General features: G+C 66.4%; 26 protein-coding genes. 13 read left to right on the forward strand and 13 right to left on the reverse strand.

The genetic code is table 11. The features are described 5' to 3' along the window. The first annotated feature begins 29 nt into the window (after positions 1-29). From GGR39_RS03345 to GGR39_RS03380, 8 genes are read left to right on the forward strand one after another with little or no spacing between them, the layout of a single operon-like run. Positions 30-368 (forward strand): spike base protein, RCAP_Rcc01079 family, encoded by a 339-nt coding sequence (locus tag GGR39_RS03345; RefSeq protein WP_183615835.1) that lies wholly within the window; start codon positions 30-32, stop codon positions 366-368. A gap of 14 nt (positions 369-382) precedes the next feature. Continuing rightward, complete coding sequence (locus tag GGR39_RS03350) at positions 383-1,780, forward strand: SGNH/GDSL hydrolase family protein (protein ID WP_183615836.1); 1,398 nt, start codon at positions 383-385, stop codon at positions 1,778-1,780. Continuing rightward, positions 1,777-2,946: a glycosyltransferase gene (locus GGR39_RS03355; RefSeq protein WP_183615837.1), complete on the forward strand. Its 1,170-nt coding sequence runs from the start codon at positions 1,777-1,779 to the stop codon at positions 2,944-2,946. The genes GGR39_RS03350 and GGR39_RS03355 overlap by 4 nt, the downstream gene beginning before the upstream one ends. Beyond that, positions 2,939-3,544: an LbetaH domain-containing protein gene (locus tag GGR39_RS17385; RefSeq protein WP_183615838.1), complete on the forward strand. Its 606-nt coding sequence runs from the start codon at positions 2,939-2,941 to the stop codon at positions 3,542-3,544. The genes GGR39_RS03355 and GGR39_RS17385 overlap by 8 nt, the downstream gene beginning before the upstream one ends. Then, complete coding sequence (locus tag GGR39_RS03365; RefSeq protein ID WP_183615839.1) at positions 3,541-4,518, forward strand: glycosyltransferase family 2 protein; 978 nt, start codon at positions 3,541-3,543, stop codon at positions 4,516-4,518. The genes GGR39_RS17385 and GGR39_RS03365 overlap by 4 nt, the downstream gene beginning before the upstream one ends. Further along, positions 4,515-5,147, forward strand: a complete 633-nt coding sequence (locus GGR39_RS03370; RefSeq protein ID WP_183615840.1) for an LbetaH domain-containing protein — start codon at positions 4,515-4,517, stop codon at positions 5,145-5,147. Before GGR39_RS03365 ends, GGR39_RS03370 begins: the two co-directional genes overlap by 4 nt. Continuing rightward, entirely contained in the window at positions 5,144-6,457 is a 1,314-nt protein-coding gene (locus GGR39_RS03375) for a hypothetical protein (protein WP_183615841.1), read from the forward strand. Before GGR39_RS03370 ends, GGR39_RS03375 begins: the two co-directional genes overlap by 4 nt. Before the next feature lie 25 nt (positions 6,458-6,482). Then, entirely contained in the window at positions 6,483-7,874 is a 1,392-nt protein-coding gene (locus GGR39_RS03380) for a lipopolysaccharide biosynthesis protein (protein ID WP_183615842.1), read from the forward strand. Between the two features lie 76 nt (positions 7,875-7,950). On the opposite strand, the gene GGR39_RS03385 is transcribed toward GGR39_RS03380, so the two are convergent. From GGR39_RS03385 to flgB, 13 genes are all read right to left on the reverse strand, one after another. Next, positions 7,951-8,802 carry a flagellar motor protein MotB gene (locus GGR39_RS03385; RefSeq protein ID WP_058737787.1) on the reverse strand — a complete coding sequence of 284 codons (852 nt, stop codon included), beginning with the start codon at positions 8,800-8,802 and terminating at the stop codon, positions 7,951-7,953. Between the two features lies 1 nt (position 8,803). Next, positions 8,804-9,667 (reverse strand): flagellar motor stator protein MotA, encoded by an 864-nt coding sequence (gene motA, locus GGR39_RS03390; RefSeq protein WP_183615843.1) that lies wholly within the window; start codon positions 9,665-9,667, stop codon positions 8,804-8,806. Between the two features lie 35 nt (positions 9,668-9,702). Continuing rightward, positions 9,703-10,626, reverse strand: coding sequence for a flagellar hook-associated protein FlgL (gene flgL / locus GGR39_RS03395; RefSeq protein ID WP_183615844.1), 924 nt, complete (start codon positions 10,624-10,626; stop codon positions 9,703-9,705). A gap of 10 nt (positions 10,627-10,636) precedes the next feature. Further along, positions 10,637-11,971, reverse strand: a complete 1,335-nt coding sequence (gene flgK / locus GGR39_RS03400; RefSeq protein ID WP_183615845.1) for a flagellar hook-associated protein FlgK — start codon at positions 11,969-11,971, stop codon at positions 10,637-10,639. A 3-nt stretch (positions 11,972-11,974) separates the two neighbouring features. Further along, complete coding sequence (locus tag GGR39_RS03405; RefSeq protein WP_183615846.1) at positions 11,975-12,304, reverse strand: rod-binding protein; 330 nt, start codon at positions 12,302-12,304, stop codon at positions 11,975-11,977. Continuing rightward, the gene (locus GGR39_RS03410; RefSeq protein WP_183615847.1) at positions 12,301-13,404 is read right to left on the reverse strand and encodes a flagellar basal body P-ring protein FlgI; all 1,104 of its coding nucleotides are present in this window, start codon (positions 13,402-13,404) and stop codon (positions 12,301-12,303) included. Before GGR39_RS03410 ends, GGR39_RS03405 begins: the two co-directional genes overlap by 4 nt. After that, a complete protein-coding gene (locus GGR39_RS03415; RefSeq protein WP_183615948.1) occupies positions 13,404-14,096 on the reverse strand; it encodes a flagellar basal body L-ring protein FlgH in 693 nt (230 codons plus the stop codon). Before GGR39_RS03415 ends, GGR39_RS03410 begins: the two co-directional genes overlap by 1 nt. Before the next feature lie 110 nt (positions 14,097-14,206). Continuing rightward, positions 14,207-14,995: a flagellar basal-body rod protein FlgG gene (gene flgG, locus GGR39_RS03420; RefSeq protein WP_058737781.1), complete on the reverse strand. Its 789-nt coding sequence runs from the start codon at positions 14,993-14,995 to the stop codon at positions 14,207-14,209. Positions 14,996-15,013: 18 nt separating this feature from the next. Further along, positions 15,014-15,754 carry a flagellar basal body rod protein FlgF gene (locus tag GGR39_RS03425; protein ID WP_183615848.1) on the reverse strand — a complete coding sequence of 247 codons (741 nt, stop codon included), beginning with the start codon at positions 15,752-15,754 and terminating at the stop codon, positions 15,014-15,016. A gap of 10 nt (positions 15,755-15,764) precedes the next feature. Further along, positions 15,765-16,559 carry a flagellar hook-basal body protein gene (locus GGR39_RS03430; protein ID WP_058737779.1) on the reverse strand — a complete coding sequence of 265 codons (795 nt, stop codon included), beginning with the start codon at positions 16,557-16,559 and terminating at the stop codon, positions 15,765-15,767. A gap of 12 nt (positions 16,560-16,571) precedes the next feature. Further along, positions 16,572-16,880: a flagellar hook assembly protein FlgD gene (locus GGR39_RS03435; RefSeq protein WP_183615849.1), complete on the reverse strand. Its 309-nt coding sequence runs from the start codon at positions 16,878-16,880 to the stop codon at positions 16,572-16,574. Continuing rightward, positions 16,877-17,275 carry a flagellar basal body rod protein FlgC gene (gene flgC, locus GGR39_RS03440; RefSeq protein WP_183615850.1) on the reverse strand — a complete coding sequence of 133 codons (399 nt, stop codon included), beginning with the start codon at positions 17,273-17,275 and terminating at the stop codon, positions 16,877-16,879. The genes GGR39_RS03435 and flgC overlap by 4 nt, the downstream gene beginning before the upstream one ends. 3 nt (positions 17,276-17,278) lie before the next feature. Further along, entirely contained in the window at positions 17,279-17,632 is a 354-nt protein-coding gene (flgB, locus tag GGR39_RS03445; protein ID WP_183615851.1) for a flagellar basal body rod protein FlgB, read from the reverse strand. Positions 17,633-17,856: 224 nt separating this feature from the next. On the opposite strand from flgB, the gene GGR39_RS03450 reads away from it, so the two are divergent. From GGR39_RS03450 to GGR39_RS03470, 5 genes are all read left to right on the forward strand, one after another. Next, positions 17,857-18,552, forward strand: a complete 696-nt coding sequence (locus GGR39_RS03450) for a MotA/TolQ/ExbB proton channel family protein (protein ID WP_058737775.1) — start codon at positions 17,857-17,859, stop codon at positions 18,550-18,552. After that, positions 18,552-19,016 (forward strand): hypothetical protein, encoded by a 465-nt coding sequence (locus GGR39_RS03455; RefSeq protein ID WP_183615949.1) that lies wholly within the window; start codon positions 18,552-18,554, stop codon positions 19,014-19,016. The genes GGR39_RS03450 and GGR39_RS03455 overlap by 1 nt, the downstream gene beginning before the upstream one ends. Continuing rightward, entirely contained in the window at positions 19,013-19,492 is a 480-nt protein-coding gene (locus GGR39_RS03460) for a flagella basal body P-ring formation protein FlgA (RefSeq protein WP_058737773.1), read from the forward strand. The genes GGR39_RS03455 and GGR39_RS03460 overlap by 4 nt, the downstream gene beginning before the upstream one ends. 177 nt (positions 19,493-19,669) lie before the next feature. Then, the gene (locus GGR39_RS03465) at positions 19,670-19,966 is read left to right on the forward strand and encodes a flagellar biosynthesis anti-sigma factor FlgM (protein ID WP_183615852.1); all 297 of its coding nucleotides are present in this window, start codon (positions 19,670-19,672) and stop codon (positions 19,964-19,966) included. Next, entirely contained in the window at positions 19,963-20,310 is a 348-nt protein-coding gene (locus tag GGR39_RS03470) for a flagellar protein FlgN (RefSeq protein ID WP_343055758.1), read from the forward strand. The genes GGR39_RS03465 and GGR39_RS03470 overlap by 4 nt, the downstream gene beginning before the upstream one ends. Positions 20,311-20,350: the final 40 nt, after the last annotated feature.

Raw genomic sequence — 20,350 nt, forward strand, 5'->3', positions numbered from 1 at the left:
CGGATGGTCCGCGTCAGGAGGAGCATGTCATGACCATTCCGATCACCGCGCCTGCCGCGTATGTGCCGCAGACCGCCATCGCCTTTGCCGCGCCGGAGGGCGCCGCGCTTGTTTCGGCCACTTCGCCGCTCCCGATCAGCGAGCCGTCCTATGCCTCCGCTACCGCGATCGTGGTGGATACGCCTTTCGCTCCGCCGCGCGCCGTGGCCGTGATCGCGCAGGCGGCTGGCAATGTCGCGTTTCGCTTCGCCGATGCCAGCACTTTGACCGTCCCGGTGAGCGAGGGGTTGAGCATCCTGCCGTTCGCGGCCGCGCGCATCCAGGCCAGCGGCACCACCGCCGCCGCCAGCTTCTACGCGCTGCTCTGAGGGGGGCTCGCACCATGCTCGCTCTCATGCGCCCCGCCGCCAGCCCTCGGGCCCTTGCCAACCAGCGACTGCTAGGCCGCCTGCGCCGTGCTGCATCACGCGCGGCCCTATCCAATCCGCGCTACGCCGGCCTTCATCCCGCGCCGCCCACGATCACCGACAACGGCGCCACCAACCCGGCGGTTACCGCCGCCACCGCCTACCCTTGTAACGCCACGACCCGCGGCGTCTGGCATGTCATCGGCGGGCGCTACGGCAGTGGCGGGCGGATCAGCGCCGGTGTGCAGGATGCCGTGCCCACCGACATCAACACCTACGCCCGCTGGGAGGTGATGGTGGACAGTCGCTACTTCACCGCGCGCGTCGGGCCGACCACGGTGCCGTACCGCTTCCTCATCGACGGCCGGTACGTATCGCTTGTGGGGACCGTGACCGGCACGACCACCGGCAATACCGACCAATACCTGACGCTGGATTTCGGCAGCCGCGCCGTCCGCCGCATAGTGGTGGAGGCGATGCGCACCGGGCGGCTGAACGGGGGCTTCGTGGAAGACGGCGCGGCGCTGTGGCCCGCCGACCAGACCGAGGCGCCACACGCGGTTTTCCTGGGTGACAGCTATGTGTTCGGTTCGGGGCCGGACATCACCGCTGACGGCGTGGCGGTACAGATGGCGGATCGGCTCGGCCTGTCGCTGCAGGCCAGCGGATCGGGCGGCACCGGCTGGAACCAGTCGGCTACCAGCGTCTATCGTTTCGACCAGCGCATCGCCAATGGAGACTTGGCGCTGGGCTACCAAGCGCCCGAAGTGATCTTCCTCCACGCTTCGGTAAACGACGCCTATGCGGGGCAGAACGCGGCCACGCTCCAGGCCAATGCCTTGAGCGGATTGCGCAGCGCGCGAGCGCAATTCCCCGGCGTACCGATCGTCGTCTTCGGCTGCATCGCCGCGCCCAATCGCATGGCGGCGACCATCACCACGGCCGAAGCCGCCGTCTCGGCCGCCGTGGCCGCGCTGGGCGATCCATTGTGCCGCTTCGTGCCGGTGGATGGCGATCCGGGCGGCAGGTGGGTGACGGGACTGGGCTCGGAACTTCGCTTCACCGCGCCGCTCAACGCCGCGACGAGCGCCACGCTCGCGACCGCGTGGCCCGCAGGCACGTCCGCCGCCAGCTACACCATCCTGTTCTCGGACGGATCGAGCCGGGTGGCCAGCCTGACGCAGGGCAGCACCGCCGTCACCTGGTCGGGCGCGGTCACGGCCGGGGCGACGGCGATGATCCGCCAGACCGAGGGCAACGCGCGCTTCACCATGAGCGGGGACTGGATTCATCCCAGCAACTACGGCGCCGCCTACCTGGGCGAACGCTATGCCCGCAGCGCTCTGGCGGCGCTGGAGGCGATGCTCGGATGAGCCAGGCGGGCGGCCGGAACGAGGTAGGAGCGGTGCGTCTGCAGGCGGCCGTGATCTATCATTTCTGGCCGCACTACCGCGAGCCTGTGATGCAGGCGATGGATCGGGACGGGTCCATCGCCTACCATTTCGTTGGCAGTGGAGAGGCGCTGGAGGGCGTTCTTCACGCCGATCCCAAAGCAGTCTCCCGTTTCGTCGAAGCGCCGTTTCGCAAGCTGGGAGCGCTGCTGTGGCAGCCCGGCGCGGTGCGGGCGGCGACGGACCGGCGCTATCAAGCCTTGATTCTGCTGGCCGACCCGCATTTCCTTTCGACCTGGGTGGCGGCCCTGATCGGCAAGCTGCGCCGCGTGCCGGTCGTATTCTGGGGCCATGGCTGGCTGAAGGCTGAAGGATCGCGCAGAGGTTTGCTGCGGCGCGTTTTCTTCCGCCTTTCCGATCGCTTGCTGGTTTATGGCGAGCGTGGTCGGGCCCTTGGCATTGCCGCTGGCTTCCCGGCAGAGCGGATCGGCGTGGTGTTCAACAGCCTGGATGTCGCGCATGCGGATCGGCTGATCGCGGCCTTGCGCAATGGCCAGATCGCCCCGCGCCGCCCGCAGGATTTCTTTGCCGATCCAGAGCGGCCGCTGCTCATTTGCACGGCCCGGCTTACCGCGAAGTGCCGGTTCGATCTGTTGTTCCAGGCGGCTGCTTCACTGGCCCAGCAGGGACGACCGGTGAACGTGCTGTTGATCGGTGACGGGCCTGAGCGCGCGGCGCTGGAGGGGTTGGCGCGGCATTTGCGGATCGCGGCCCATTTCCATGGCGCCTGCCATCTTGAGGATGTGGTGGGCCCGATGATTTATCATGCTGACCTCACCGTTTCGCCGGGCAAGATCGGCCTGACCGCCATGCACAGTCTGATGTATGGCACGCCCGCGATCACGCACGGCGACTTCGATGCCCAGATGCCCGAGGTGGAGGCGATCACGCCCGGAGTGACCGGGGCGTTCTTCCGGCGTGACGATGCCGCGGATCTGGCGCGTGTCATTGCCGAATGGCTCCAGACCGCGCCGCCGCGCGATGTCATTTGCAAGGCCGCGCGAGCGACGATCGCCGCAAATTGGACGCCGGAAGGGCAGGCGCGGATCATCGGCGAAACCGTGCAAGCGCTGGTCGGCCATGCCTGAGCGGCCTCTGATCGGCGAATTGCCCGCGCCGGAACGGGTGGCGGAACCGATGATCGCCCGCTGCCGTGCCGAGGTGGAAGGCCGCGCTAAAGCTCTGGCACGAACGCTGCTGCTGCCTGTGCTGCGACGACGCTTCGGCTTGGCGGAATTGGGAGAAGGCTTCCAATGGGGCCGCAGCATGGTGATCGCGCGGGGCAGCCGGATTGGCCGCTACGCCTACCTTGGCCCCGATTTCTGCAGCCATGGCCCAATCGTGGTAGGCGATTTGTGCATGATCGCCGCCGGTTGCCGCGTGGTCGGCGCGGATCACGCGTTTAATCGCGCCGGTACGCCCACCCGCCTAGGTTGGCCCGACGCGCCGCGCGCGGTGACCGTCTTCGGGGCGGATTGCTGGATCGGGGAGCGGGTGACGATCCGCGAAGGGGTGACGATCGGGGCCGGGGCCGTGGTCGGCTCCGCCGCGACGGTGGTGAGCGACGTGCCGCCTTACGCGATCGTCGCTGGCACCCCCGCCCGCATCGTACGGCAGCGGTTCGAGGGACGCGAACGCGCCATGCATGAGCGCGCGCTGCTCGCCAACGTGGCGGACGCGGCATGATCCGCCGCCCGGTGCCGGCAAAGGCGAATATCACGTCGCCCAGATCGGTGAGGCCCGGCTATCTGCCCGGCGTCACTACCGTGATCCTGACGCTGAATGAGGAGCTGCATATCGCGCGCGCGATCGCCAGCGCGCAGGCCTTTTCGCGCGAAGTGCTGGTGATCGACTCTCACTCCACGGATCGCACGGTGGAGATCGCCCGCGCCCTGGGGGCCAGAGTGATCCAGAACCGTTGGATCAACTACGCCCGCCAGTTCCGCTTCGCGCTGGAACACGGCGCGATCCGCACCGAGTGGATATTGCGATTGGACGCGGACGAGCTGATCGGCGACGATCTTGCCGCGCGCTTGCGGCACGATCTGCCGCTGATGCCGGCGGATGTCACCGGCATCGTCCTCAAGCGTCGTCATGTCTTCATGGGCCGCTGGGTCCGCCACGGAGGGCGCTATCCGCTGCACCTCCTGCGGCTCTGGCGCAACGGCCTGGGCGAGGTGGAGGACCGCTGGATGGATGAACACGTGCGCATCCGCAGCGGTCGCGCCATCACGCTGCCCGGTTGCTTTTCCGACGCGTGCGAGCGGGACATCGCCTTCTTCGTCAGCAAGCATAACGGCTATGCCGCGCGCGAGGCGGTGGATGTGCTGGCCCACCGCTACGCCTTGTTCGATCACTGCGAAACGCTGACGGTGCGTGGCAGCGGCTGGCAGGCGCGCGCCAAGCGCTGGATGAAGGAGCGGGTGTATAATCGCCTGCCGTTCGGCATGGGGCCGCTGCTCTATTTCCTTTACCGCTACATCGCGCAGCTGGGTTTCCTGGATGGCCGCGCGGGCCTGATCTACCACGCGATGCAGGGCTTCTGGTACCGCTTCCTGGTGGATGTGCGCGTGCTGGAGCTGGAACGCGCCATGCGAACCTGCGCCACGCGCGAAGAGCGGCTGGCGGTGTTGCGCGAACACACCGGGCTGCAATTGTGACGCACTTTGGCCAGCATGATGCGCCGCTTGATGCGGCCAGCACGCAGCCGCGCACGGGCGGCGCCAGCTTCACGCTGCGCCATCGCCTGGTGCGTGTGCTGTTCGCGCTGGCCTGGCTGTTGCTGGCGGCATGGACACCGCCGCAGATGCGGGGGTGGCGGCGAATGGTTCTGCGCGCTTTCGGCGCCCGCCTCGGCCAAGGGGCGAACGTCTACGCCAGCGCGCGGATTTGGTATCCGCCTAACCTGGTGATGGGGGACCATGCCACGCTGGGCCGCCGCGTGCGCTGCTACAACCAGGCATGCGTGACGCTGGGCCCATTCGCGGTCGTGTCTCAAGATGCGACCTTGTGCGCTGGGACGCACGACTATGACGATCCGCATTTCCAGTTGCGCACCCGGCCGATCGTGCTGGGTGCGAACAGCTGGATCGCGGCGGAGGCGTTCGTCGGCCCCGGCGTGACAGTGGGCCCGCAAGCCGTGTTGGGCGCACGGGCCGTTGCCATGAAGGACCTGGCGGCGGACACGATCTATGCCGGAAACCCGGCGGTCGCGATCAAGCGGCGCAAGCCGCCCGTGGCGAACCGCCACGCCTTCACCGTGCTGCCGGGCGGCAGGCCGCAACGATGATCCAAGCGTTCGTCTGGCTGTTTTTCCTGACGGGGGTTGGGATCAATCTAGCGGTCCTGACCCGGCTCGACATCGCCCGGCTCGACTTTCTGGACGGCCTGCTGATCGGCCATGCCTATTACATCGTGGTGCCGCTGGGCGTGTTTCTGGTGCGGGGCGAAAGTCAGGTTCCGGATCTTGGCTTGGCCTTTCGGCCATACGAGAACCTTGGCACCACGGCGGTGCTGCTGGGCGGCATGTACTTGTTTCCGATATTGCGCATCCTGTTCGCGCGGTTGCCTGCAGGCGCGCCCGACCATAGCGATCCGCGCATGGTGCCCGGCGTGATCGCGCTGTTCCTGGTGACCAGCTTGGCTTCCTTCGCGCTGACGGGCTTGGCCAGCGGCGGCCACTGGCAGGACAATGTCGACGGCGCCTTTGCCAATCCAGCATTCCTGCCGATCAAATATGCCGCGAATGTCGCGCGCAATGCGGTGTTCGCGGTGTTGCTCTATCGTGTGACTACCGGGGCGATGCGCGTACGGGGGGCGCTACTGGCGGGGGCGGCACTGGCCGTGCTCGACCTGTTCACCACCTTCAACCGGATCACCGCCGTCTATCTGCTGCTGATGAGCCTGTTGCTGCTGAAGGACAGGCCATGGCGGTTGATGCTGGCGGGCGTGGGTAGTCTGTTCCTGCTTCCGACCTTCAGCACCTTGTGGCCCATTTTCAGGGGCTTGGCGACGGCACAGGGCTATACGTTGCAGTCCTTCGCCTTGGCCTGGGAGGCGGCACGGCGGGTGGGGCAAACCGATGCGGGCTCGATAGATGCTGGGCTGAACAGCGTGTTCGAATCCTCCAACATCGTGGTCCTCAACTGGATCGTGCAAAATCTGGGTTCGACCGAGCGCCCCTATCTGGCCTTCGCGATGTTCGCCCGGCCGGTGACGCTGCTGTTGCCCGGCGCGCTTTGGCCCGGTCGGCCTGAGAACTTCGGCTTGTCGCTGGGGGAGGCGATTGCCCATATCCCGTCACTGGCGCTCAATTCCACGCTCTATGGCGAAAGCTATGCCAACTTCGGCTGGTTCTGGCCGCTGGGGCTGAGCGCTTTTGTCTTGCTGTGGCATGGCGTCTATCGTCTGATCGCACCGCAATCGCGCGTGGTGCAGATGATGGGGGCCTTCGCCGCCATCGCGATGTGGCGGTTCGACGCTTCCTTCATCGGCTGCGCGGCCCTGCTGACCGGGGGAATGGTGGTGTCCCTGCGCTTGCTGCGCATCAGCCGGATCAAGCCCTCCGGCCGTTTCTATTGGGCGGAGCGGCGGGCATGACCGAGCAGTTTCGTAGGCCACTTCAATGATCCGCCGCGTCGCCGCCGGGATCAGCATGACCGCGTTCGACAAGCTGGTGATCGCGGCGACGCAGCTTGCGCTGGTGCCGATCCTGGCCGCGCACTGGGGACTTGCGCTTTATGGCCAGTGGCTGATTCTGGCGACCGTGCCGCAGTTCCTGAGCATGAGCGACTTCGGCTTCGCCACCGTTGCAGGCACGCGCATGACGATGGCGGTCGCGCGCGGGGAGCCAAGGGAGGCCGTGCGGATATTCCAAAGTGCGTGGCGCGCGGTGCTGGCAAGCGCCGCGGTGCTGATCGTCGCGCTGACCGGGATCGTATGGCTCTTGCCGGATGGCGTGTTTGGTGCCCGACCGTCGGCAGCAGTATTCGATCTTCGCCTGACCCTGTCGATCCTGGTGATTTACGGCGTTATGGCGGTGCAGGGCAGCATCTTCTTCGCCGGCTTCCGCTGTGCACAACAGTTCAGCGTGGGCGCGTTTTGGAACGCCATGACGATGCTGATCGAGAATGCCGCGCTGGTGCTGACGGTGTGGTGCGGGGGCGGGATCGTCGCGGCGGCCATGGCGTGGCTGCTTGGCCGGATGTTCGCTCTCGCGATCCAGAACTTGCTGTTGCGCCGGCGCGTACCGTGGCTGGAAATCGGCGTCCGGCGTGGTTCATGGGAAGAGGCGCGAGCGTTGCTGCGGCCTGCAGGCGCGGTGATGCTGATGCCGCTGGCGCAGGCGCTGGTTTTGCAAGGGACCGCCCTGATGATTGGCGCGGCGGCGGGCCAGGCGGCGGTGCCGGTCTTTGCCGCAACGCGCACGCTATCGCGCGTGGGGATGCAATTGTGCTGGGTGGTGAGCACGCCCCTGATGCCGGAGTTTTCCGCCGCCATCGCCCGCAGGGACCGGGGCGGCATGGCCGCGATGGTGTTGGCGACGCTGCTGTTCTCGGCGCTGCTGGTCGTTCCCTATGGCCTGGCCTTCATGGGTTGGGGGCAAACCGCGATCGCCCTGTGGACCCACGGCGCGATCACGCCTCCGCCGATGCTGGTGCTCGCCATGGGGGCGACGATCGTGTTCGGCGGCGTGTGGTATCCGCTGTCCAACCTGCTGCTGGCGAGCGACCGACAGGCGGCATACACCGGGTGGTACGTGGCGCTGGCGCTGGCCAGCTTGCCGATAACATATGGCCTGGCTCGGCTGATCGGCGTCAGCGCCGGCGGTGTGGCGATGGTGGTTCTGGACCTGGCGATGCTGATAGTGGTGGGGCGGCTGGTCAGCCGTCATCTTGCGACAGGGAACGATCTTTGGAGGGCAGTGTCGACGTTGAACGCCGTGACCAAAAGCAAGCTACGGAACAACCGCAAAATTCGCGCCCCGTTCGTGTCGAGCGAAGTCGAGACACTCTGACCCAGCGCTACCGTATCTCGACTTCGCTCGACACGAACGGGAGCGGGGGCGATACTTCCTTTGGACTTCCCCGCCCTCAGTCCAGCAACAGGATCGAGATCCGGCGGTTGCGCGGGTCTGAGGGATCGCCCGGGATCAGCAGTTCGCGGTCCGCCACGCCTTCGATGCGGTTGAAGCGGTCCTCGCCGATCCCGGCGCGCAGCAGCGCCTGGCGCGTCGCTTCGGCGCGGCCGGCGGAAAGCGACCAGTTGTTGCCCGGCACGCCATCGCGCCACGGCGTGGCGTCGGTATGACCGCGTATCGTCAGCGAGCCCTTGTCCGAGCCGACGGCCTGCGCGATCGCCTGCACCAGTTCGCTGGCGTCCGAGGTCAGGATCGTGGTGCCCAGCCGGAACATCGAGAAGTTGGCATCGTCCACCAGGTCGATCCGCACGCCTTCGGTCGTGTCCACCATCCGCACTTGCTTGGCGAGGCGGCGCAGCTCTTGCGTGGATTGTAGCTTCTGCTCCAGCGCTTGCTTGGCGCGGGTGGTGCGCTTGATCTTGCTGCCGCCTTCCTTGGGGCCGCCCACCGTGTCGCGCGGGATCGTCAGCGTCTTGGTACCGGTCTGACCTGCGCGGTGTGGATACTTGTCGGCATCGGTCAGCGATGAACCGCCGAGCAGTCCCTCTGCCGAACCGGCGCTGCCCTGGCTGGTCTTGACCAGCGTGGGCGAGAAATAGTCGGCGATGCCCTTGCGTTGCTTCTCGGTCGTCGCGCCCAGGATCCACAGCAGCAGGAAGAATGCCATCATCGCCGTCACGAAGTCCGCATAAGCGACCTTCCACGCGCCGCCGTGGTGGCCCCCGGCGACGATGGTGACTTTCTTGACGATGATCGGCGCGGGAAGTTCGTTCTTGCCGCGCTTGGCTGCGGGCGCGCTGGCCACGTCAGCGGCCCCTCATCGCGTCGAGCAGTTCGGACAAGCCGGGGCGGAAGGCGTGGCCCAGCCCGGAGCGCGCGCTTTCCACCACCAGCGGCTGGGGATAACCATGCAGACTGGCGATCACGACCTGCTTCACCGCGTGGAAGATCATTTCGTCCTGCTCGATGATCTGTTTGAGGCGGCCGGCCATCGGCGCGACGATACCATAGGCGAGCAAAACGCCCATGAAGGTGCCGACCAGCGCCGAACCGATCATCGCGCCCAGGATCGAGGGCGGCTTGTCGATCGAGCCCATGGTCTTCACCACGCCGAGCACGGCGGCGACGATGCCGAGCGCGGGGAGGGCGTCCGCCAGGCTGGAAAGCGCGTGCTGCGGCTCATGCATCTCGTGGAAAGTGGTCTTCAGCGCGTTGTCCATCACTTCCTCGACCGCGTGGGTTTCCAGCGTGCCGGAAGAGACGACGATCAGGGTGAGGGTGTCGCAGATCAGCGCGACCAGCGGCTTGTTGGCCAGCAGGCGCGGGAATTCGGCGAAGAGCGAGGAGGATTGCGGATCGGAGACGTGCGATTCCAGTGCCACGGGGCCTTCGGAACGCAGCAGCTTCATCAACCGGCTGGTCAGCACGATGGCGTCCACATGGTCCTGCTTGTTGTGCTTGGGCCCCTTGAAGATTTTGGCGAACGAGGCGCCAAGGCCCTTCAGTTCGTGCATCGAGTTGCCGGTCACGATGGCGCCGATGGCCGCGCCGCCGATGATGAGCATCTCGTGCGGGATCGCTTCCATGACGGGGCCGAGCGCGCCGCCGGTCAGGGCGAACCCGCCGAACACCATCACCAGCAGGATGACGACGCCGATTGCAGCAAACATGGTTCAGTATCCTTCGAGGATGACGGGCGAAGTCATCAGCGCAGCTGGTTGAAAAGCGAGAGTTGAGAAAGCTTGGTGAAGCTGGCCTGACTGGCTTCCAGCACGGTCATCATCTGCTGCAGTCGGGCGACGGAGTTGGCGAAGTCCGCGCCGCCCACGTCCTGTTCTTCGCTGGCGCGGGTTTCGGCCATCCTGGTGGCGCGCTCGGTCGTCATGTCGAGCCAGGCGAGCCGCGATCCCACCACCGTCTGCGCGGTTGTCACCGAGTCCAGGCCGGCGGAGAGCGCATCCAGCGAGCCGCGCGCCGCGCCGGCGAGATCGCCGGTGCCCGCGTTCAGCGCATCGGCCAGGGTCTTGACCGTGGCCATCAGGTTGGTGTCGACGCCGCCGACCTTGAAGTTCAGGAATTCCGGCCCGGTGAGCGAGCGGGTGACGGTCTGGCCCTGGCCCAGCGACACCTCGGCGCTGCGCGCGGTGCCGGTGTAGGTGGCGTTGCCAGAGGCATCGAGCGTGTAGGCGCTGGTGGCATCGTCACCGCCGAACAGCGGCTTGCCATTGCTGTCCTGCGTGTTTGCGAGGCTGAACAGAGTGTCATGGATCGCCGCCATTTCCTTGCCGATGCTGGCGCGCTGCGTATCGCTGAGAGTGCCGTTCGCCGCCTGCGTGGCCAGTTCCTTGGCGCGCGAGATGGCGGTGGTGATGTCCGACATCGTGGCGTCCGCGATGTTAAGATCGGCGGTGGCGCGATTGGCGTTGGCGGTATCGATTTTCGACAGCGTATCGGCACGGGCGAGCGACCGCAGGCGCGATGCCGCCACCGGATCGTCCGACGAACGGGTCAGGCGATTGCCGCTGCTGATCTGCGCCTGCAGCGCCTCGGTCTGCTTGCGCAGGGAGGTCATGTCGCCACGGGCCCGGTCGTAAAAGGCGCTGGTGCTGTTGGTGGAGAAGATGGTCATGGCGGCGGCCTCAGCGGATACCCAGGAGCGTATCGAACAGATCGTTCGCGACCTGCATCACGCGGCCTGAAGCCTGGAATGCCTGCTGGTAGCGCACGAGGTTGACCGCTTCCTGGTCGAGATCGACACCTGCCTGGCTCTGGAGCGAAAGGCTGGCATTGTCGGCGATGGCGGTCAGCGCGTCACGAGTCACCTTGCGGCCTGATACGGCGCTGGAGACGTCGAAGATCGCGCCGTCGATGTCGCCGGACGGATTGGCGGTGCTGAGCGCGGTGCGCAAAGCGGAAAGGTTGGTGGCGTCCCGGCTTTTGGCCGCGGCCCCGGCCGGTGCGGTGGCGATCTTGCTGCCGTTGGTGGCGACGACCTGGATATCGGCGGCGGTGGCGCCGGAAAAGATCGGCTGCCCGCTCGCGCCATCCAGATCTACGCCATTGGCCTGCGCCGCGTTGACGGTGGCCGCGACTTTCGCCGCGATCGCATCGATGCCCTTGCTGGTCTGCGCGAGCTGCACCAGCGCCTGATTCTTGCCCGCGATCGCGCCGGACGCGGGGGTGACGGCGGTGCCGTCCAGCTTGAACGACAAAGTGCCGTCCGCCGCCGTGTTCATGGCCAGCGTCCCGGCCTTGTTGCCTGAGACGAGCTGTGGGCCGGTGCTGCCGCCCAGGCGCACTTCGACCGTCTTGTCGGACGAGAATACCGTCGTCACGTCCACTTGCGCGCTCAGCTTGGTCAGCAGATCGTCGCGCTGGTCCAGCAGCATGGTCTGGTCGCTGGACGCGTCGGCGGAGCGCGAGAGGCGGGCGTTCACCTTGGCCAGTTCCCCGGCCAGGGTGTTGACCTGGCTGACCCCGGCGTCGGCTTCGAAGCGCAGGCCGTCTCCGGCCGACTTCAGGCTGCCGGCGGTAACGTTGAAGGTCTTGGCAAGGGTGCGCGCGCTTTCGAGCGTAGAGGCGCGCAGGGCGCTGTCGGTCGGGTCGGACGCCAGCTTCTGCAGAGAACCTTCGAACGCCACCGAGGCGTCATAAAGGCCGCTCTGCTCGACCGAGGATTCGATATTCTCCAGGCCCTGCACTTCGGCGCTGGCGCGCGCGGCGTCACTGCCGGTGCGGCGTACTTCCGCCTGGCGAAAGGCGTCGGCATTGCGAGCGACGCCGCTGACGCGAACGCCCGAGAGGCTGATGTTGCCCGCCGCGCCGTTGCTGGTGCCCGAAACCTCGCTCAGCGACACCGACCGCCGCACATAGCCTTCGGTAGAGGCATTGGCGATGTTCTGCGCGGTCACGTCCAGCGCGGCGCGGGCCGCACGGGTGCCGCTGCGGGCGATGGCGATGAGATCGGAAGCCATGGTTTACTTTGCTCCCTTCGGCGTTGCCGGAGAGTTCGCCTCGTGCGGCAGCAGGCGCGCGACTTGCGCCTCGATCTTGGCGGCGAAGCCCAGCGATCCGGTCTGCGCGGCGATATCGGCGAACTGGTTGTCCTGCATCTCGCGGAAGGTATCGAGCGCCTGACCGCCGAACAGATCGTCCCCGCCGAAGTCGGCCTTGCGTGCGGCGCTGAGCATCTGGCGCACGAAGATCGCCTCAAACTGCTTGGCCGAGGCCGAGAGCTTCTCACGCTGGGTGGCGTTGCCCGCCACCAGTTTCGTGCTCGCCAGGTTTGGGGCCGAAATGCTCGTCATATCACCACCATCTCCGCCTTGAGGGCACCGGCCTGCTTCAGCGCTTCCAGGATCGCCACGAGATCCGACGGGGTGACGCCCAGCATGTTGAGCGCGTCCACGATCTTCGACAGAGACGCGCCGGGCTGGAACATCATGACCTTGCGGTCTTCCTCCTCGACCCGGATGCGCGAGCTTTGCTCCACGGCGGTGCGGCCGCCGCTGAACGGTGCGGGCTGCACCACGGTGGGCTTCTCGTCCACGCGGACCACCAGTTTGCCGTGGCTGATCGCGGCAGGGGCCACGCGCACCGCGCTGTTGATGACGACGGTGCCGGTGCGGCTGTTGACGATGACGCGGGCCGGGGTCTCCGCCGGGCTGACGTCGATCATCTCGATCGCGGCCATCAGGCTGGCGCGGGTGTCGGCATTGGGTGGCAGGCGCAGCGCCAGCGAGACGCCATCGGTAACCGTGGCGGTGCCGGGCAGCTTGCGGTTGATCGCATCGCGCACGCGGCTGGCGGTCATGAAGTCGGCCGTGAACAGGTTCCAGCTGAGATCGCCGCCGTTGTCGAAGCCAGTGGCGACGGCGCGCTCTACCGAAGCGCCGTCGGCGATGCGGCCGACGGTGGGGATATTGATGGTGACGTTCGAGCCATCGCGGCCGCCGACATCCAGGCCGCCGACCGCCAGGTTGCCCTGCGCCATCGCGTAGATCTGGCCATCCGCGCCGTAGAGCGGGGTCATGATGAGAGCGCCACCGCGCAGGCTCTTGGCCTTGCCGATGGTGCTGACGGTCACGTCGATGCGTTGGCCGGGCTTGCTGAAGGCGGGCAGGTCTGCCGTGATCATCACGGCGGCCGCGTTCTTGAGGCCGGGGGCTACGCCGGGCGGCAGGGTCAGGCCCATGCGGCCAGAAACGCCCTTCATCGCCTGGGTCAGGTAGGCAAGGTTATCGTCACCCGTGCCGGGCAGGCCGACGACGATACCGTAGCCGGTCAGCTGGTTGGAGCGCACGCCCTGGAATTGGCCAAGATCGCGGACGCGTTCGGCGTTGGCGGGCGCAGCAAAAGCCAGCAGCGCGCTGAACGCCAAAGCGAGAGTGGCGAAAAGCTTGCGCATCAGAACGGCGAGATCACGTTGAAGAACCGGCCGAGCCAGCCCTGCTTGCTCGCACGCTGCAGCGCGCCCTTGCCGGAATATTCCATCTTGGCGTCGGCGATTCGCGTGGAGAGGATCACGTTGTCGATGTCGATGTCGGCCAGCCGAACAATGCCGGAGAACCGCACCCATTCATCGCCCTGGCTCAGCAACATCTGCTTCTCACCTCTGACCAGCGCGGTGCCGTTCTCGCGCACTTCGGCAATCGTGACCGCGACGGTGGTCGAGAGATTGCTCGTCTGCCCCGCGTTGCCCTGTCCGTTGAACGTCGAGGACGAAGACGCATTAAGGGCATTAGGGTTAAGAAAGGATAACGGTCCGGCTGTGGGTGGCGTGATGGAGGCACCTCCGCCTTTGTTACTTTTCGAATTTACCGCCTTGGATGCGGTGGTGCTTTCCACCAGCCGGATGGTTAACGGATCGCCCACGCGGCGCGCACGATTTCCTTCATAGAGGGCGGCATAACCCAGCGCGGGTTGAAAGATCGAACCGTTGGCGGGCGGCAGCGGCGCGGCGACGGGCAGGGTCGGTTCGAAGCCCGAGGGCTTGGGCGCCTTCCTGGCCGCGGCGGGATCGGGCAAGGCGGCGCTGATCGCGGCGGCGACCCCGATGGCGCCCGCAGCGCGCAGCAAGTTGCGCAAAGGCGCGGGCATCGGCGGGCGATCCGCTGGCCCGGTCGCCTTTTCCGAGTCGCGAAGCCAAGGCAGCGGGGCCCCGGTGTTTGCGGGAGAGGCGAAATCGTGATTGGTCGCGTTGGTCATCGTCACAGCGTCTGGTTCGCGTTGCGCAGCATCTCGTCGACCGAGGAGATCATCTTGGAATTGATCTCATAGGCGCGCTGGGTTTCGATCATGTCCACCATCTCTTCGACGATGTTGACGTTGGAGCCTTCGAGCATGCCCTGGCGGATGTGGCCGCGGCCTTCCTCGCCGGCGATACCGATCTGTGCCGGGCCGGACGCGCTGGTCTCCATCAGGAAGTTGTCCGATGCGGCCTGCAATCCCGCCGGGTTGGTGAAGCTGGCGATGGTGATCTGGCCCAGCTGCTGCGCCTCGTTCTGGCCGGTGACCTGCGCCGAGACGGTGCCGTCCTGGCTGATCGTGACCGAGGTGGTGCCCTGGGGCACGTTGATCGGCGGCTGCAGCGCATAGCCCTGCGTCGTCACGACCTGACCGTCCTGCGTCAGGGAGAAATTACCCGCACGGGTGTAGCCAAGTTGGCCACCCGGCAGCTGCACCTGGAAGTAGCCGTCACCATCCAAAGCGAGGTCATAAGAGCGGTCGGTCGTCTCCAGCGTGCCTTGCGTCTCGATCCGCGTGGTGGACTGGATGCTGACGCCGGTGCCCAGGTTCAGGCCCGTGGCGTAAGCTGTCTCGCCCGAGGACTGTGCCCCGGCGACGCGGGCGTTCTGATAGGCCAGCGTCGCGAAGTTGGCGCGGTCACGCTTGAAGCCGGTGGTGGAAACGTTCGCCAGGTTGTTGGCGATCACGCGCATCCGCTGATCCTGGGCCTCAAGGCCGGTGCGGGCGACGTGCAGGGCGCTGGTGGGCATGGGTCTGGTTCCTTGGGATTAGTCGAGGCGCATGAGGCGCGAGGAGCCTTCGTCGAGCTCCTTGGCGGTGGAAACGAGCTTGGTGCGCAGATCGAACAGGCGCTGCGCCTCGATCATGTCCACCAGGACCTCGGATGAATTGACGTTCGATTGCTCGACCGATTCAGGGATGACGCGGGCGTTCTCGTCCACCGGCAGCACGCCGCCACCGGGCACACGGAACACACCCGCCAGATCCTTTTCCAACGGCGAGCCCTTGGTGCTGACAAGCTTGAGTTGGTCGATCTTCTGCGGCTGCTGATCGGGTTGGGCGGGATCGGTGACGAGCAGCGAGCCGTCCTGCGCGATCGAGACGTTGGCGCCGGGCGGCACCATCAGCGGGCCGCTTTGGCCCAGCACCGGCAGGCCTTCACCGTTCTGCACGACGCCGGTGATCGAGACCGACAAGTCGCCGCGCCGGGTGTAGCCTTCCTGGCCGTCGATCGATTGGACCGCCAGCATGGTGTCCCCGGTCATGGCGACGTCGAGCGGGCGGCCGGTCTGGACGACCGCGCCTTCCTTCATCGACGCGCCCTTGACCTCGGACCGGTTCATCGAGCGCACGTCCAGCTGTGGCCCGTCCAGCGTGACGGACTGCGCCTGCAGCACTTCGGCCTTGAAGCCGATGGTCTGCGCGTTCGCCATGTTGCTCGCGATCATGCGCTCGCGCACCATCGAGGCGTTCATGCCGGAAACGGCGGTGTAGATGAGCCGGTCCATGGGTCAGGCCTTAGGTCCGCAGGCCGATGATGGTCTGCGAGATCTGCGTGGCGGTGTCGATCGCCTTGGCGTTCGCCTGGAAATAGCGCTGTGCGGTGATCAGGTTCACCAGTTCCTCGGCGACGTCGACGTTCGAGTGCTCGATCGAGCCCGACAGCAGCGCGCCGTTGCCTGCGGTGTCGGGCGCGCCAAACGTCGCGGCACCGGAAAGGCCGGTCTGCGTCCAGTTCGAGCTGCCGACCTGCTTCAGGCCCGTAGGGGCGATGAAGGTGGCGAGGGCGACGGTGCCCACGGTGTCGTTCGAACCGTCCGAGTACGACGCGTTGATCACACCCTTGGGGCTGATGGTCACGCCGGTGAAGGTGGCCGTACCCTTGCTGGCCGGGATCTTCACATCGCCGGGGGTGCCGGTGGTGGCGGTGCCGGCGAAAGCCTGCAGCCGGTTGCCGGTGCCATCGTTGATATAGCCTTGCTCATCCACCGCGAACGAGCCGTTGCGGGTGAACATGGTCTGGCCGGTGGGGGACTTGATCGAGAAGAAGCCGTCGCCGGTGATGGCCACGTCCAGCGCCGAGCCGGTCTGCTCCACCGGGCCGATCGAGAAGTTCTGCGTGATCGAGTCTACGGCGGAGCCGATGCCCTGCTGCTGCTTGGGATTGGTGAACGACGAACCGGCCACGATGTCGGCAAATTCGACGCGGGACTTCTTGAAGCCGTTGGTCTCCGCGTTGGCGATGTTGTGGCTGATGACGTTCAGGTCTGTCTGGGCGTTCTTCAGCCCACTGATCGAGGTGTAATAGGACATGAAAGACGCTCCTTAGGAAGCCGTGGGCGTGGTGGTGGTTGTGGGCTGGTTGGTGATCAGCACGTCCAGCTTGGAAGCGATCGCCTTCAGCGTGCTGCCCATCTCGGTGCTGTTCGCCAGCGTAGAGAACTGCGCCATCTGCGCCAGCATCTGCTTCTGGTCGACCGGGTCGGTCGGGTCCTGCTGCTTCATCTGCGCCGTCATCAGCTTGATGAAATCGTTGGAGCCCAGCGAGGCCAGGCCGGTCTTGCCATTGCTGGTTTCGACTTTGCCCGCGCCGGATGTGGTCGCGTAATTCTGAAAGACTGAGCTTACGGTCATTTGAGCCTCATCGTATCGAGCATGAGTTGCTTGGCGGTGGAGAGGGCCTCCACCATGTTCTGGTACTGGCGCGAGCTTTCGAGCATCTCGACCATCTCGGCGTTTTCATCGACCGGCGCGGTCCAGACATCGCCGTTGGCATCGGCCAGCGGATGGTCGGGCTCGTGCTGGCGGATCGCGGCGGCATTCTCGCGCACCAAGCCTTGGACCCGGACCGATGCCATGCCGGTCGCGCGGTCGAGGTCTTCGGCGAAGACGGCGCGGATCGGGCGATAGGCTTCCGCCTCGCTGCCGGTCACCGTGCCCGCGTTCGCCAGGTTGGAGGCCGCCGCGTTCATGCGGACGAGCTGGGCGGACATGCCGCGCTGGGCGACGTCGAAGATGGAGCCGGGCATCGCTTATTCGCCCCGCATCGCGCGCGTCAGCGTTTCGACGCGGCCACGGATGAATTCCAGCGTGGTGGAATAGCCCACCGCGTTTTCCGAAAAGGCGATCTGCTCGTTCTGCAGCTCCACGGTGTTGCCGTCCATTGATGGCATCACCGGCACGCGATAGAGCGTGGCGCCCTTGGCCGCGCCGTCGGCATCGCCGCTGCCATTCTTCTGGCTGGCGGCGAGCGCGGCCCGGAAGTCGATATCCTTGGCCCTGTAGCCGGGGGTCGCCGCATTGGCGATGTTGCCGGCGATCATCCCCATGCGCTGAGAGCGCAGTTCGAGAGCGGCGGCATGGATGCCGAACAGGCTCTGGCTCATCGCTTCGTTTCCTTTCCGATGGACTGGCTCAAGGCTCGTCCGGGTGTTCGCGGGATATCTCAGCAAACACCGTGCCAAATGCTTTGCAGGCCTACGAAAAGTCGCATTGGGGCCGTGAGCGGCAGCCGGGCGGCAAAGGTTTGCCGTTTTCCGGCAAATGTCGGCCAAGTGCGAAAAGGACTGAAATGCCCGCCGTTCTGCTGTGGTGAAGGAGTGCAATCCGCATGCAAGTCGCACTGAACGTCCAGAGCCTGCTCGATCCGCTATCCGCCCTCGTCGTGGTGGGCGGAACACTGGTGGCGACGTTCCTGCGCTGTGGCTGGGCGGATTGCCGCACCGCGATCGGCGCGCTGTTCGCGCTGCGCAAGGGGCGCTTCAACGCCGAGCGTGCGCGCGGGGAACTGGCCACGCACGTCCAGGCGATCCGCCGCGACGGGCTGGTACGCGCGCAGTCCCACCACTTCGGCGACGAAGAGTTCGACGATGCGTGTGACGCAATGGCCCAGACCCACTCGCTGACCGCCTTGCGCGATGCGCATCGCAATCACCGCCTGAAACGGCAGGAGCGTGCGCGCCACGCGGTGGAGACGTTCGCGCAGGCGGCTGAGCTTGCTCCGGTGTTCGGAATGGCGGGCACGCTGATCTCGCTTACTCAGCTGCCTTCGGGCGGGGCGGCCCATGCGGACTTCACCGGCGCGATCGCCATGGCGGTGCTGACGACGCTGTATGGCCTGTTGCTGGGCAATATCGTGTTCGCGCCGCTCGCCCGCGTGATCGAGCGTGCGGCGCAGGCCGAAGAGCGTGAGCGGCAAGTCGTGGTGGATTGGCTGGAGGCGCAGATCGCGCCGGCCGTGCCCAAACTGCACGAGGCTTCGGCCGCAACGGCTTCCGCTGGTTCGCACCGGCAGGCGCGCGCATGATGAGCATCAAGGTCGGCACCGGCTGGCAGACGATCATCGCCGACTTGTCGATGATCCTGTTTATGCTGACCGCCAGCGCCGTCGCCCGGCAGGACCCCAAGGCCCAGGCCGCTCCGGCGATCACGCGCGCCACGACTTCTATACCTCAGCTGGCGCCACGCAGTGAACCGGTGGCGGTCTGGATCGCGGGCGAAGGCGCGCCGCCGCTGAAGGAGTGGCTGGCCCAGCAGCCGCGCGATCCCCGCCAGCAGGTGACGATCACCGCCAGCTACGCGCCGGGGGCGATGAATGAAGCCCTGGCACGCGCGCAGGCTCTCGCGCGGGAAGCCGGCGATGCCCGCGTCGTGGTGGAACCGGGTAGCCCGGGATTGCGCGTGGTCATCAGTTATGATGCGCCCGAAGCGCGGCTGGCACGTAATTTGCGTAGTTCTGCGCAAACGCTTCCATCCAAGGATCGACCATGAGCATCGTTCTCGCCATCCTCGCCGCCGCATCGACCGGCTATGCCGACCTTGCCGCGATCGACCGGGAAGTCGCAGGCTTCACCGGCGCGGAAATCGGCCAGAGCGGCGGCGCGATGACGCCGGTCGACCGCCGCTTGCGACTTGCGCCCTGCGCCAGCCCGCTCGCCTTGTCGTGGCGCACGCAGAATCATGAAAGCGTGATCGTCCAGTGCGGCGATCCGGGCAGCTGGCGGTTGTTCGTGCCGATCAAGCGCGACCTGCAAGGCCCGGGCGGAGCGCCCGCGATCAATCGCGGCGATGGCATCTCGATCGCGGTGAACGGCGATGGCTTCAGCGTGGCGCAGCCGGGCGAGGCCATGGAGTCCGGCGCGGTCGGCAGTTGGATCAGGGTCCGCCCGATCAACGCCAAGCCCAACGCCGAACCCATGCGTGCCCAAGTGGTTCGCCCGGGGCTGGTTTCGCTGCCGCTGGACTGACGCGCGTTAACACTTCGCCGTCGCCATCTCGGCGCAAAAATCTGGCGTGCCTGCGCTAAGTATATACGCGTAAGCATTATTTTGCCGGACCCGCGGCACGAATTTGCCGCCACACCCCTTAAACCTTCCGCGCCGCTACCGTTCTTCCCTTCAAGAAGAGTTCAAGGAGCGGCCATTATGCCACCCATCGAAGTGGGTGCTCCCCGCGCGATCGGCGCGGTGAGTGCCGAGATAGCCCGCCGAGCGGGCACCGAAAACGCCGCCGCTGTCCCCAGCGGCAAGGCCTCCGCCAAGACGGCCGCGCCCGGTGTCGCCACCAGCGTGGCGGTGGACGCGGGGGAAGCCCCGGTCGATACCGATCGCGTCTCGCAAATCCGCAAGGCGGTGGAAAGCGGCAAGTATCCGCTGGTCCCCGCCCGGATCGCGGATGCCATGATCGCAGCCGGCATCATCCTGAGGAGCGGTCATCCGTGAGCCAAGTCCAGTCTTCATTCCCGGCAATGCTGCGTGATCAGTTGCGGCAGATGCTTGCCGTCCTGGAAGAAGAACGGCAGGCGCTTGCCGGCCTGGATATCGACGCGCTCATGGGTGCGGCGAATGACAAGAACCGCTTGTGCGGATCGCTGGAAGACGCCGCCGGCGTGGTTCTGGACGAGGAATGCCGCGGAATGCTGGAAGCGGCCAAGCGTCTGAACGAGGTAAACCGCCAGGTCCGCAACCTGGTGGCCGCCAACGTCACCGCGCGGTTGAACGCGATGACCGGTTCGCCGCAGCTCTATCATGCCGGCCCGCGCTATGCCTACGCCGGAGCGCGCTGAAAACTCAGATTTCCAGCCAGCCTCCTTTCGTGTCGAGGTA

It is taken from the genome of Novosphingobium fluoreni, from assembly GCF_014196615.1.
Lineage (GTDB): Bacteria > Pseudomonadota > Alphaproteobacteria > Sphingomonadales > Sphingomonadaceae > Novosphingobium > Novosphingobium fluoreni.